The sequence below is a fragment of the Pseudomonas bubulae genome (assembly GCF_900618535.1).
In the GTDB taxonomy this organism is placed as follows: domain Bacteria; phylum Pseudomonadota; class Gammaproteobacteria; order Pseudomonadales; family Pseudomonadaceae; genus Aquipseudomonas; species Aquipseudomonas bubulae.
This window is the reverse complement of record NZ_UYJA01000005.1, coordinates 469,158-482,753: the sequence shown is the minus strand read 5'-3', so window position 1 is coordinate 482,753 and position 13,596 is coordinate 469,158. Positions and strand designations below refer to the sequence as shown.

11 protein-coding genes are annotated in these 13,596 nt (G+C 59.8%); 5 read left to right on the top strand and 6 right to left on the bottom strand.

The features are described from left to right. Positions 1-86 precede the first annotated feature (86 nt). Positions 87-653: an ADP compounds hydrolase NudE gene (gene nudE, locus PPTH39_RS19495; RefSeq protein WP_095000738.1), complete on the top strand. Its 567-nt coding sequence runs from the start codon at positions 87-89 to the stop codon at positions 651-653. Beyond that, on the top strand, positions 650-1,477 hold the full coding sequence (cysQ, locus tag PPTH39_RS19490; RefSeq protein WP_095000739.1) for a 3'(2'),5'-bisphosphate nucleotidase CysQ: 828 nt from the start codon (positions 650-652) through the stop codon (positions 1,475-1,477). The genes nudE and cysQ overlap by 4 nt, the downstream gene beginning before the upstream one ends. 104 nt (positions 1,478-1,581) lie before the next feature. Here cysQ and PPTH39_RS19485 read toward each other — a convergent pair whose 3' ends face one another. From PPTH39_RS19485 to rfbB, 5 genes are all read right to left on the bottom strand, one after another. Continuing rightward, positions 1,582-2,037, bottom strand: coding sequence for a thioesterase domain-containing protein (locus PPTH39_RS19485; protein WP_095000740.1), 456 nt, complete (start codon positions 2,035-2,037; stop codon positions 1,582-1,584). A 12-nt stretch (positions 2,038-2,049) separates the two neighbouring features. After that, positions 2,050-3,441, bottom strand: a complete 1,392-nt coding sequence (locus tag PPTH39_RS19480; RefSeq protein ID WP_095000741.1) for a sigma-54-dependent transcriptional regulator — start codon at positions 3,439-3,441, stop codon at positions 2,050-2,052. Further along, positions 3,438-5,252 carry a sensor histidine kinase gene (locus tag PPTH39_RS19475; protein ID WP_095017781.1) on the bottom strand — a complete coding sequence of 605 codons (1,815 nt, stop codon included), beginning with the start codon at positions 5,250-5,252 and terminating at the stop codon, positions 3,438-3,440. Before PPTH39_RS19475 ends, PPTH39_RS19480 begins: the two co-directional genes overlap by 4 nt. A 146-nt stretch (positions 5,253-5,398) precedes the next feature. Continuing rightward, complete coding sequence (gene rfbD / locus PPTH39_RS19470) at positions 5,399-6,271, bottom strand: dTDP-4-dehydrorhamnose reductase (RefSeq protein WP_095001084.1); 873 nt, start codon at positions 6,269-6,271, stop codon at positions 5,399-5,401. Between the two features lie 17 nt (positions 6,272-6,288). After that, entirely contained in the window at positions 6,289-7,371 is a 1,083-nt protein-coding gene (gene rfbB / locus PPTH39_RS19465) for a dTDP-glucose 4,6-dehydratase (RefSeq protein ID WP_095000743.1), read from the bottom strand. A 284-nt stretch (positions 7,372-7,655) separates the two neighbouring features. Between rfbB and aguA the strand changes: the two genes are divergently transcribed. Next, positions 7,656-8,762, top strand: a complete 1,107-nt coding sequence (gene aguA / locus PPTH39_RS19460) for an agmatine deiminase (protein WP_130872325.1) — start codon at positions 7,656-7,658, stop codon at positions 8,760-8,762. 105 nt (positions 8,763-8,867) lie between these two features. Here aguA and PPTH39_RS19455 read toward each other — a convergent pair whose 3' ends face one another. After that, positions 8,868-10,946: a TonB-dependent receptor gene (locus PPTH39_RS19455; RefSeq protein WP_095000745.1), complete on the bottom strand. Its 2,079-nt coding sequence runs from the start codon at positions 10,944-10,946 to the stop codon at positions 8,868-8,870. A gap of 257 nt (positions 10,947-11,203) precedes the next feature. Here PPTH39_RS19455 and PPTH39_RS19450 point away from each other — a divergent pair, with 257 nt between their 5' ends. After that, positions 11,204-11,899: a DsbA family protein gene (locus PPTH39_RS19450; RefSeq protein WP_095024211.1), complete on the top strand. Its 696-nt coding sequence runs from the start codon at positions 11,204-11,206 to the stop codon at positions 11,897-11,899. 250 nt (positions 11,900-12,149) lie between these two features. After that, entirely contained in the window at positions 12,150-13,433 is a 1,284-nt protein-coding gene (locus PPTH39_RS19445) for an OprD family porin (protein WP_095000747.1), read from the top strand. The last annotated feature ends 163 nt before the right edge of the window (positions 13,434-13,596 follow it).

Genomic DNA, 13,596 nt, shown 5'->3' with positions numbered 1-13,596 from the left:
CAAAACTTCTCCCACAGGTAAAAATTTCCGACACAGACAATCGGAAAAGCCGGGGTATAGTACCCCGTTCATATTGAGGAGCCGCTATGCGCCAAAAACCCACCGTACTTGCCCGTGAAATTGTTGCCAGTAGCCGATTGTTTCGGGTTGAAGAAGTGCAACTGCGCTTCTCCAATGGAGTAGAGCGCACTTACGAACGGTTGGTGGGGCGCGGCAACGGTTATGGCGCAGTGATGATTGTGGCCATGATCGATGCTGAGCATGCGATTCTGGTTGAAGAATATTGCGGCGGCACTGATGAATACGAAGTTTCGCTGCCCAAGGGCCTGATCGAGCCGGGCGAAGATGTGTTGGCTGCGGCTGAACGAGAGCTCAAGGAGGAGGCCGGTTTCGGTGCTCGCCAGCTCGAGCATTTGACCGAGCTGTCCCTGTCCCCCGGCTATATGAGTCAAAAAATTCAGGTGGTCCTGGCTACCGATCTTTACGAAGAGCATCTGGAAGGCGACGAACCTGAGCCGATGCGCGTTGATCGGGTCAACCTGCGTGAGCTGTCGAGCCTGGTGCTTAACCCGCAGTTCAGCGAAGGTCGTGCCCTGGCCGCGCTGTATCTGGCCCGCGATCTGCTGACCCAGCGTGGAGCATTCCAGCCGTGAGTGTCTTGCCCCATCCTTTGCTTGAAGGCGTGATCAAACTGGCCCATGCCGCTGGCGACGCGATTTTGCCGTTCTGGCGAGCGGGCGTTGAAGTCAGTGCCAAGGCCGATGATTCGCCAGTCACGGCCGCTGATCTGGCCGCCCATCACATCCTGCTTGATGGCCTCACCGCGCTGGCCCCGAGTATTCCGGTACTGTCGGAGGAAGACGCCAATATCGCGCAAGACGTGCGCGCGGGTTGGACGCGCTGGTGGTTGGTTGACCCGCTGGATGGCACCAAGGAATTCATTTGCGGCAGTGAAGAGTTCACCGTCAACATTGCGTTGATCGAGCAGGGTCGTGTGGTGTTTGGCGTGGTATCCATGCCCACCAGCGGTCGTTGCTACTACGGCGGCGCGGGCCTGGGGGCCTGGCGGGCGGAGGGTGATGAACCTGTGCCCATCAGCGTGCGAAACACACCGCCTGCGGGTGAGGCGTTGACCGTAGTCGCCAGCCGCCGCCATTCCAGCCCTGAGCAGGAGCACTTGCTGGCCGGGCTGAGTGAGCATCTGGGCGAATTGAAGTTGGTCAGCGTGGGCAGTTCCTTGAAGTTCTGTTTGCTGGCTGAAGGAGCGGCTGATTGTTATCCACGCCTGGCGCCGACTTCGCAGTGGGATACGGCAGCGGCACAGGGTGTGCTGGAAGGGGCTGGTGGTGTGGTGCTGCAACTGGATGGTGAACCGTTCAGTTATCCGGCCCGTGAGTCGCTGCTCAATCAGTCGTTTCTGGCGTTGCCGGCGCAGGCGCCGTGGCGTGAAAAATTGCTGGATCTGGCACAACGCTAGTCCACCCCTGTGGGAGCGGGCTTGCCCGCGATGCAAACGCTGTGGTCTTTCAGCCAGACCGCGCCGCGGCCATCGCGAGCAAACCCGTTCCCACAAAAATCGAGTTAGCGGTGCAACACGTACTGCCCGCTAAACCTCACCGCATCTTCCCCGCCCTGAACATTGACTACCCGCGTTTCCAGGGTCAGCCGCGCGCGGCCGTGGCGTTTGTACATGGCCAAAAACCTGTTCCATTGCGCATCATCTGGCGCATCACATAACGCAATGGCGTCCTCGGTCACGGGCAGCGGGTAGCTGATATGACCTTCCTGAATCACGATATGCCCGTCTTCGATTCCCGCTTCGCGCAGGCTCAAATGCAGCCAGCCCCAGCCCGCCAGCACTGCGCCGCAGTACAGGCTGCCGCCGAACATGGTGCTCTTGTGATTGATATTGGCTTCAAGCGGCAACTGCAGACGCAACTGCCGGTCTTGCCAGCCCAGTACCTTGAGACCCATTTCCCGGGTCAGCGGGATGTCGTGATGAAGAACTGACTCCAGATAACGACTGTCGCGGTTCATGCTGCGGCCTCTTTAATCAAGTTCATCTGGATGTGGATGGCTGGCGCTGTCGAAGTTCAGCCCGTGCTTGCGCAGCTTGTCGTGCAGGGTCTTGCGCGGCACACCCAGTGCCTCGGCCAGGCTGCGCATGGAGCTGTGGGTGCGTTCAAGCTCGGCGGCGATCAGGCTTTTCTCGAAGTGCTCGACCTGCTCGCTCAAGCCGCCAGCTACTTCATTGCCCGCTGCTGGCTGGCCTTCAGCGGAGTTATCCAGAGCCAATTCAAGGCCCAGGGCAAAGCGCTCGGCGACGTTTTGCAGCTCGCGCACGTTGCCAGGCCAGGTGTGGCGCAACAATAAAGCCCGCTGCGCCGGTTGCAGCACGTTGGGCGTCAGGTCATGGCGCACACTGGCTTCGCCGGCAAAATAATCGAACAACATCAGCACATCTTCACCCCGCTCACGCAGGGGGGCGATGCGCAAGGGCGCTACGTTGAGGCGGTAATACAGGTCGGCGCGGAAGCGGCCCTGATCGGCGGCCTGGCGCAGGTCTTCCTTGGTGGCGGCGATCACCCGTATATCCAGCGGGATCAGCTGGTTCCCACCCAGGCGCTCGACCACGCGCTCTTGCAGCAAACGCAGCAATTTGACCTGCACGTCCAGGCTCATGCTCTCGATTTCGTCGAGGAACAGGGTGCCGCCATTGGCGAACTCGAACTTGCCAATGCGCCGCTTCTGCGCGCCGGTAAAGGCTCCCGGCTCATGCCCGAACAGTTCGCTCTCAACCACGGATTCAGCCAGGGCCCCGGCATTGATCGCCACAAACGGGCCGTTACGCCGCGCCGATAAATCATGCAGCGCCCGTGCAACCACTTCTTTGCCCGAGCCGGTCTCGCCGAGGATCAGCACGTCGGCCTTGGTGGCGGCCAGAGCGCCGATTTGCTCGCGCAAGCGCAACATGGCCGGTGATACCCCCACCAGCCGCGAGCTCAGCAACTGGCGATCGCTCAGAGCCAGGCGCAGGCTGCGGTTGTCCATAACCAGGGCGCGCAAGGCCAGAGCACGACGCACGCTGTCGAGCAGGGCGTCACTGGCAAAGGGCTTTTCGAGAAAGTCATAGGCACCTGCACGCATGGCCTGCACCGCCAGCGGCACATCGCCGTGACCGGTAATCAGCAGCACCGGCAGTTCCGGGTCCTGGCCATGCAGTTGCGCCAGCAGCTCAAGACCGTCCATGCCCGGCATGCGGATATCGCTGACTACCACACCCGGCCAGTCCCGGCCGATACGCTCGGCCAGGCCGTTGGCTTCGGCCAGTGGCAGCACCTTGAGCCCGGCCAGGTCCAGGGTCTGATACAAAGCCTGGCGCAGATGCGGGTCATCATCGATCAGGATGACCTGAACGTGCGGATCGATGGGCTGGCTCATGACCTGGAGTCCTCTGAAGCTTGCAAGCTCACACCTGGCGCACCTGCGCGCAGGCGTAAGGTAATTAAGGCGCCGCCTTCTTTGTGGTTGGCGAACAACAATTCGCCACCAAAGGCGCGGATCAGTGTGTCGCAAATGGCCAGCCCCAGGCCCAGCCCCTGAGTACGGGTCTTGGTGGTATAGAAAGGCTCACCGGCGCGGCCCAGCGCTTCCATGCAAAAACCCGGGCCGTTGTCGCGAATGTACACAGTGACGCCTTCCGGCGTGGATTGGGCACTTAGCCACAAGCGCCGGGGCGGGCCTTTTTCGGTCAAGGCATCGAGGGCGTTGGCCAGCAGGTTACCCAGTACCTGACGCAGGCGTGTTTCACCGGCTTCAACCCAGAGCGTGGCGGCGGGCAAGTCACGGATCAGTTCGACTTCCATGCTGCGTCGACGCTTGGCCAGCAACGCCAGGGCATCGTCCAGCGCCGGTTGCAGGGCGACGCTTTCCGGTGCGTGGCGATCGCGGCGGGCGAAGGCGCGCAGGTGGGCAATGATGGAGGACATGCGGCCGGTCAGTTCGTTGATCAGCTTGAGGTTGCCGCGGGCATCGTCGATACGTTGGTGGTCGAGCAACACTTCGGCGTTTTCGGCATAACTGCGGATAGCCGCCAGCGGCTGGTTGAGTTCGTGGCTGATGCTGGCCGACATGGTGCCCAGCGCCGACAGCTTGCCTGCCTGCACCAGATCGTCCTGGGCGCGCACCAGTTCCTGTTGCGCATGTTCGCGCTCCAGTACCTCTTCACGCAGACGCCGGTTTAGCCCTTCAAGGTCGCTGGTGCGCTCTGCCACACGCATTTCCAGCTCGCGGCGGGCCTTGGCTTCAAATGCAATGCGATCCAGGTAATGACGCCGACGCTGCATCATCAAACCGATCAACAGCATGACCACCAGCAAGGTGGCGCCGCCGATGGCCAGCACGGTGCGCACCGAGCGGTCGATCAATGTGCGAGGGGCAAGAATGTTCGCCTGCCAGCCGGTTTCGTCGATGGTTTGTGTCTGTACCAGCCAGGCACTGGGGTCGAGCGCCAGGGGCTTGGGGTCGCTGGTGGGGTAGGGGAGAATGGCGAAAATGGCCTGACGTTCTTCCTCAGACAGATCACGGGTGGACCTGAAGCGCCATTCAGGGCGCGAAGTGAGAATGACCACCCCATTGCTGTCGGTCAGCAACAGTTGTTCCGGTGTTTTGCCCCAGAGTCGCTCGGTGTGGTCGAGGTCGACCTTGACCACCAGTACGCCAAGCTTTTGGTTGTCTACCTCAACCGGTGCTGCGAAGTAGTAGCCGCGTTTTCCGGAGGTCGTGCCCTGGCCGAAGAAGCGCCCGAGCTTGCCTTGCATTGCTTCGCTGAAATAGGGGCGGAAGGCAAAGTTACGTCCGATAAAACTATCGCTTTTATTCCAGTTCGACGTCGCAATAGTGTCACCATGAGCATCCACCAGGTACATGACTTCAGCGCCGGTCTGGCTGGTGATTTCACTGAGCAACTGATTGGCTTTACTCAGGGCTTGCGGGCTTTCCGGGTCAGCCAGCAGCTCGCGCAGGTCAGGCAACTGGCCCAGAATCTGCGGCAGCACCTCATAGCGATGCAGCGTGCCCAGCAGGTTGGCCACGTACAGGTCGAGCGTCTGGCGGTTTTGCCCGGCCAGTTCGCTGCGGTAATAGCGCTCGGCCAGGTGTTGCAGCGGCCACAGCAAAGGCGCCAGGCACAGCGCCAATAAGGCCAGGCTACGCCAGCGGGGTCTGCGAGGAACTGAGGAAGAGGTGATCATCGTTGAGCTGCGCTGCAAGAATACGTTGCAGTATACCCAACGAACCCTGTGGGAGCGGGCTTGCTCGCGATGCAAACGGCGCGGTTTGTCAGGCAGACCGCAGTGATGTCATCGCGAGCAAGCCCGCTCCCACAAGGGGATTGGCGTTAGCGTGGTTGCTCGGCCACGCAATCGCTCAGCGCGGCGGTCCATTCGGGTTGGGTGACTTGCCATTCGCGGGCCAGCTTGCTGCAATCCAGGCGCGAGTTTTGCGGCCGTGCTGCGGGTGTCGGGTAGGCGCTGGCAGGAATGGGTTCCAGCGTCGCGCAGGCCTTGCCCTGGGCGCTCAGGTGCGCGGCGATGGCCTGGGTAAAGCCAAACCACGAAGTTTCACCCTGAGCAGTCAGGTGGTAGGTGCCCCATGCCCCGGTTTCACCGGCTTGCCAGCGCTCGATCAATGCCCGCGTGCTTCGGGCTATGGTGCCGGCCCAGGTCGGTGCGCCGATCTGGTCAGCCACTACGCGTAATTCCGGGCGTTCTTGCAGCAAGCGCTGCATGGTCAGCAGGAAGTTTTTACCATGGGTCGAGTACACCCAACTGGTGCGCAGGATCAAGTGTCGGGCACCGCTCGCCGCGATGGCCAGTTCTCCCGCCAGCTTGCTTTTGCCGTATACGCCGAGCGGGTTGGTGGCGTCGTCTTCGGTGTAGGGCGCAGGTTTGCTGCCATCAAACACGTAGTCGGTGGAGTAGTGAATCAAGGGGATGCCCAGGGCCGCCGCTTCTTCAGCAAACACACCCGGTGCGGTGGCGTTGATGGCAAAGGCCAGTTCCGGCTCGCTTTCAGCCTGATCCACGGCAGTGTGAGCTGCGGCAATGATGATCAAGTCCGGCTTGTGCGCCCGAACCTGGGCACGGATTTGCTCGGGCTGGCTCAGATCGAGTACATCGCGGCCCAGCACAATCAGGTTGCCCAGACCGGCAAGGTGCTTTTGCAACTCAACGGCAACCTGGCCGGTTTTGCCGCTGATAAGGATGTTCAACGGCGTTTTAAGGTCAGTCACGCGATCAGGTCCCTGGGCTCGGTGAAGCCCAGGCGCTGGCCCTGATAGCTGCCGTCTTGCACGCGCTGGCACCACTCCAGATGGTCCAGGTACCACTGCACGGTTTTGCGCAGGCCGGTTGCGAAAGTTTCTTCGGGCACCCAGCCCAGCTCGCGTTCAATTTTGCCGGCGTCGATCGCGTAGCGCTGGTCGTGGCCCGGGCGGTCCTGGACGAAGGTGATCAGGTCGGCAAACTGCGCGACGCCCGCCGGACGCTCGGGCGCCAGTTCTTCGAGCAGGGCGCAGATGCTGCGCACCACGTCGATGTTCTTTTGCTCGTTATGCCCGCCGATGTTGTAGGTCTCGCCTACGACACCTTCGGTCACGACTTTCAGCAGGGCGCGGGCGTGATCCTCGACGAACAGCCAGTCACGCACTTGCAGGCCATTGCCATACACCGGCAGCGGTTTGCCGGCGAGGGCGTTGAGGATCACCAGCGGGATCAGTTTTTCCGGGAAGTGGAACGGCCCGTAGTTGTTCGAGCAGTTGGTCAGCAACACCGGCAAACCGTAGGTACGGTTCCAGGCGCGGACCAGATGGTCGGACGCCGCCTTGCTGGCCGAGTACGGCGAGCTTGGCGCGTAGGGGGTAGTCTCGGTGAACAGATCGTCGACGCCGTGCAGGTCGCCATACACTTCGTCGGTGGAAATATGGTGGAAGCGAAATGCGCTTTTTTCCGGCTCAGGCAAGGTCAACCAGTAAGCGCGGGTGGCTTCCAGCAGGCTGTAGGTACCGACGATATTGGTCTGGATAAAGTCCGACGGGCCATCGATGGAGCGGTCAACGTGGGACTCGGCCGCCAGGTGCATGATCGCCTGCGGCTGGAAACGCGCAATGATCGCGCTGACCGCTGCCTGATCGACGATATCGGCCTGCACGAATTCGTAGCGGGTATCGGTGGCAATGCTTTGCAGCGATTCCAGGTTACCGGCGTAGGTCAGCTTGTCGAGGTTGAGCACTTCATGCCCGGTATTTTTGATCAGATGACGGATCAACGCTGAACCAATAAAACCGGCGCCGCCGGTGACTAAAATGCGCATGTGGTGATCCCTTATTCCCCGAAGGCACTTAAACGTATGAGGTATAGCTTGTGGGGATGCGCCGGGGGGTGCAAGTGGGAGCTGTCGGGAAAATAGCGGTAGGGATAAAAATGCAGATTAATATCTGTTTATTCACGGTTTAAATACGCGTTAAAACTTATAAAGTGTTTTTGTTGCCGATATTTATCGGCTATAAGTGTGCTCGCCGTTGACGCAAAGCTGAGCTGCGTCCACTGTCCTGTTTGTTTCGCACTCAAAACCCAAGACGTTTTCCAGGAGTCCAGATGACCACTTTGCACAGTTCGCCGCGCGCTGACGGCTTTTACATGCCTGCCGAATGGGCTGCGCAGACCCAGACGTGGATGATCTGGCCTGAACGTCCGGACAACTGGCGCCTGGGCGGCAAGCCGGCACAGGCGGCGCACGCGGCTGTGGCCAAGGCCATTGCGCGTTTTGAACCGGTGACCGTCGGGGTGTCGGCAGCCCAGTACGAAAACGCCCGCGCTCAGCTCGATGTGCCGAATATTCGTGTGGTCGAAATATCCAGCGACGATGCCTGGGTACGCGACAGCGGTCCGACCTTCGTGATCAACCGCAGTGGCGAAGTGCGCGGCGTAAACTGGGATTTCAACGCTTGGGGCGGCTTCGACGGTGGTTTGTACTTCCCGTGGAACCGTGACCAGCAAGTGGGCAGCAAGGTACTGGAAATCGAACGTTGCCCGCGTTACTACACCGAAGGTTTTGTGCTTGAAGGCGGCTCAATCCACGTCGATGGTGAAGGCACGCTGATCACCACGGCCGAATGCCTGATGAACCGCAACCGCAACCCGCATCTGTCACGCGAAGAAATCGAAGACGTGCTGCGCTCGCATCTGGCTGTGGACAAGATCATCTGGCTGCCGGACGGCCTGTTCAACGACGAAACCGACGGCCATGTGGATAACTTCTGCTGCTACGTTGCTCCGGGTGAGGTATTGCTGGCCTGGACTGACGACGAGCGTGACCCTAACTACGTGCGCTGCCATGCGGCGATGAAGGTGTTGGCGACCAGCACTGACGCCAAGGGGCGGCCGTTTGTGGTGCACAAAATGCCGATCCCGGGGCCGATGTATGCGACCCAGGAAGAGTGTGACGGTGTTGATAAAGTGGCTGGCAGCCAGGACCGTAATCCGACTGAGCGTCTGGCCGGTTCCTATGTGAACTTTCTGATCGTCAACGGTGGCATCATCGCACCGAGCTTTAATGACCCTATGGATGCAGAGGCCAAGGCCATCTTGCAAAAGATCTTTCCACAGCACGAAGTGGTGATGGTGCCGGGTCGTGAGTTGCTGCTGGGTGGTGGCAATATCCATTGCCTGACCCAGCAGCAGCCTGCGCCGTACAAAATCTGAGGGATGTGGGAGCGGGCTTGCCCGCGATAAATGCGCTGCGGTCTGTCTGACATACCGCAGTGATTCAATCGCGAGCAAGCCCGCTCCCACAGGGTCAGTACTTATTCAGAACTTGTACGTCCCCGTCATCACCAGGCTGCGCGGCTCGCCCGGCATGATCTGCGCCGCACTGGTAGCCGACGCATAGTAGTAACGGTCGGTCAGGTTGGTCAGCGCACCGCTCACATCCCAGTCTTTTTCGCGATACCCCGCCAACGCATCCCAGCGCCCGTAGCCCGGCAATACCACGGTGTTCTGATTATCGGCATAACGCTGGCCCACCAGGGTCAGGCCCGTTTCGGCGTACCAGCCCATCTCCGGCTTCCAGGTAATAAACAGGCTGCCATTGTGCTTGGCCACGCCATTGATGCGTTTGCCCTCAAGCCCGTTGTTGTCCTTGACCACCGTTGCATCCTGCACACCCACGCCGCCGCGCATGTACCAGTTGCCGCCCAGCTTGCCGCTGGCGGTCAGTTCGATGCCGCGTGAGCGTTGCAGGCCGGAGAGCAGGGTGATGGTCGGGTCGTCCGGGTCCTTGGTGCGGCGGTTGTAGAGTTCCAGCTCATACACCGCCAGGGTGGTGCTCAGACGGTCATCCAGCCAGTCGCTTTTGACGCCTATTTCCTTTTGCTTGGTCAGCTCCGGACTCAGGTCGTTGGTGTTGCCTGCAGCACCGGGGGTGATGCCTATCAGGCCGCCGCCCACCGGTGAGAAGGTCTTGGTCCACGAGGCGTAGAACGAGTGGTTTTGCAGCGGCGTCCAGACCACGCCAAGGCGCGGGCTGGTGCTGTGGCTTTGGCGTTCTTCGGTCGGGATCAAGGGCCTGAGATGGTTGGTGGTCTCGACGTTAAAGCGGTCGTAACGCAAGCCGGCCAGTACCTGCCATTGATCGTTGAGGCGAAGCTGGTCCTGGACATACAGGCCCTGGCTCTCGACTTCGGTGTGGTTGTCGCTGGAAATTACCATCGGCCCGGTCGGGCGCAGGCTACGATCGGGGTTGTACACATCTACTGGCGGTACGCCCCCGGCTTTGTAGAGTTTGGGGTCGCGGCGCTGGCTGCCGAGTTCCAGCCCGGTCAGCAGGCGGTGCTCCAGGCCAAAGGTGTCAAAGCCGCCTTCGATTTCGAGGTTGTTGAAAATATTGCGGGTGGTCATGTCCTGCTGCCAGCTCTGGCGGTTCACCTTGTTGATTTTCGGGTCGTAGCCGGTCAGGTAGGTGTTTTCGAACTGGCTGTCGAGCTTGAACACGCCCAGGGTATGGCGCAGTTGCCAGTTGTCGCTCAGTTCATAGCTCAAGCGCGAGCGCAGGTTCTGGACTTTATCGTCGATAAAATCGTTTTGCCCGCCGTAGGTGGTGCCACGGCTGACATCCGCCGGGCGCCCGTCGATGCTCGGAATGCCGCGATCCGGGGTACGGTTGTAGCGGTTGTATTCGTATTGCACCAGCCAGTTCAGGTCGGGGGTAATTTGCCAGCTTATCGATGGCGCGAACAGCTGACGGTTACCGCTGACGTGATCGCGAAAGCTGTTTTTGTCTTCGTTGCCCATGTTCAGGCGCAGGCTCACGGTGTCACTCGGGTCAGCGCTAAGGTCGGCATACAGGCTGCGCAAATCCTCGCTGCCGCCCTGGGCCTGAATGCTCGACTGGCGGCCGGACTGGGGCATCTTGCTGACGCGGTTGATGATCCCGCCCTGGCTGCCACGGCCATACAGCACGGCCGCCGGGCCCTTGAGCACTTCAATACGCTCGATATTGTGCAGGTCGCGTACGTATTGGCTGTCGTCGCGAATACCGTCCAGATAAAAGTCGTTGCTGGCGTCAAAGCCGCGGATGCGCAGGCTGTCAAAACGGGTGTCGGCAGTGCTGCTGACGTTGGGAATCCCGCTCAGGGCTTCGCCGATGCTGTTGATGCCGTAATCAAGGACGTTGCTGGTTTTTACCGAGTCGATGGCTTGCGGCACATAACGCGCCGGAGTCGAGGTGCGAGTCGCGGTGGTGACATCCTTGACCCGTGGGTCATCGGCCTCAGCTTCGCTGGCGCTGATCGACAGCTCCGGGAGCACAGTGGTGGCGTTACTGAATCCGGCGTACAGCAAGGCACACAGCCCCAGATTCAAGGGTGTTAAACGGCAGGGGGAGAGCATGGTTGAGGAGTGTCCGGGCGGTTGAGAGGGTCGTTATATTTTTAGGGCGTGAATGGTAATGGTTCTTGTTGCCTTATGTTAAGAATTACCAATAGCGTGCCCTGCAAATATGTTTCTGTTTGTTTCTCTGCCCTGCAGCCCTTACAGCACCTGATTCGCCCGGTTCGCGCAACACACTAAAAGGCATACCGATGTTTTTCCCCTGGCCCTGCAAGACTAGGCTGGCGTTCTGTTTTAGTGATGACCCGGAGCCCTACATGACCGCTACACCTGTCCTGCATTACATCTACGACCCCCTGTGCGGCTGGTGCTATGGCGCCAAGCCGCTGATCGACGCCGCGCGCGATATTTTGCCGGTCGTGGCCCACGGTGGCGGGATGATGGCAGGCGCACATCGCCGAGCTGTGTCGGCGCAACTGCGCGATTACGTGATGCCCCATGACCAGCGCATTGCCCAATGCACCGGGCAACCATTTGGCGAGGGGTACTTCGAAGGCTTGCTGCGCGACACCACGGCAGTATTCGATTCGGCGCCGCCGACCACCGCCGTGCTGGTTGCCGAACAATTGGCCGGGCGCGGCCTGGAGCTGTTGGGGCGCCTGCAAACGGCGCATTACGCAGAAGGGCGGCGGATTGCCGATAAAGACGTATTGCTGGCAGTGGCGACCGAAATGGGCCTGGATGTCGATGCATTCCGCGCCGCTTACGCTGCGATGAGCGGCGATGTAACGCAGGCCCACTTCAAGGCCAGCCGGGCATTGTTGTCCCGGGTTGCTGGGCAGGGCTTTCCGACTGTTGTACTGGAGCAGTCCGGCCAGTATCAGGTGATCGACCTTGGGCCGTATTTGGGCAAGCCTGAAGCTTTTGCTGCCTGGTTGCGCCAGTGCGCTGGCGTCACCGGTACAGACACAATCGTTTCAGCGCCAGCCTGTGGCCTGGATGGTTGTCAGTAACAATTTCTGACACTTCGGTCAAAGCTTTGAAAAGCCTTGGCAATTAACAAATTTTTCACGAAATTGACACCTCGCCTTCACGGCAGCTAGGATCCCTGCCAACGCCTGTGGCGATAAGCCATACACCAACTTTTCGAAAGACCTGCACACAGTCTTCGTGCGGGTCTTTTTGTTTATGTGAAGCAACCACCACTCAATGTTTCAGCTTGAACCCCACAGCGCGCTTCTATTCAGAAATAAGGAAAATAATATGTTGAACAAACGGATAGGTCTTCTCGCTCTGGGCGTACTCAGTGCTACCCAGGCTATGGCTAACGATCAAGCTGACGCAAAAGGTTTTGTAGAAGACAGCCACCTCAATGTACTGGCGCGCAACGCCTACATCAGCCGTGACTACAAAAACCACCAACAAGACAAAGCTGAATGGGGCCAGGGTTTCCTCGGCACATTCACTTCGGGCTTCACCCAGGGCACCGTAGGTGTGGGTGTGGATGCTTTCGGCATCTACGCACTGCGTCTGGATGGCGGTCGCGGCAACAGCGGCGCGGGCGGTATCGATTTCTTCAAGCAGGGCGCCAGCGGTAAAGCGGCTGACGACATCGCCAAGGCTGGCGCTGCGGTGAAGGTTCGCGTGTCCAACACTGTGCTCAAGTACGGCGATCAAATGCCTGCGCTGCCGGTGTTGATGTATGACAATTCGCGTCTGATGCCGGAAAGCTTCACCGGTACCCTGTTGACCTCCAAGGAGATCAACGGTCTGGAAATCAACGTCGGTCGTTTCACTGCAGAGTCGCGTAAAAGTGCTGAAGCACGCGACAGCGGTGACTTGAAAAGCATCAACGTGTTCGGCGGTAGCTACAAGTTCACCGACAACCTGTCGGCGTCCCTGTACGGCTCCGAGATGGAAGACGAGCTGAACAAGCAATACGTGGGCGTAACCTACGCAATCCCGCTGCAAGACAAACAGTCCCTGACGTTTGATTTCAACGGCTACCGTACTCACGTAAAAGAAGACTACGCCCGTGACGTGCTGAAGGTTGACGGCCAGGACAACAAGATCTGGAGCCTGGCAAGCACCTACGCTTTCGGCGCGCACACGGTGACCCTGGCGTACCAGAGCAGCACCGGCGAAATCGGCTACCCGTACGGCGGCTATCGCAACGCAGGCGGCGTGGGCGACGGTGGCAACACCATCCTGCTGGCCAACTCCTACTGGTCCGACTTCAATGCCAAGGACGAACGTTCGTGGCAGCTGGGTTATGGCTTCGACTTCGGTGCCGTTGGTATTCCGGGTCTGACCTACAACATCGCCTACGTGCGCGGCACCAACATCGACGACGGTTCCGACCGTGGCCGTGGTACCGAGCGCGAAATCTTCAACCAGGCCAAGTACGTCGTACAAAGCGGCCCGGTCAAAGACCTGAGCGTGCGTCTGCGTGGCTCGTGGTTGCGCGTATCGAACAACGCCAGCGAGTACAACGTGGGCGGCAACGAAGTACGTGTATTTGTTGATTACCCGATCAGCATTTTCTGATGCTACCGACCTGTTGAACAGGTTGGACATCTGAATAAAAACGCCCCGACTGGTTCGGGGCGTTTTTTTTGGCCGCGATTAACCGCGGCGTGAGGAACGCATCCGGATGAAACCATCACTCACACTTGGGTTGGACCGAGAACTAGTTGGCCATTATCGGAAG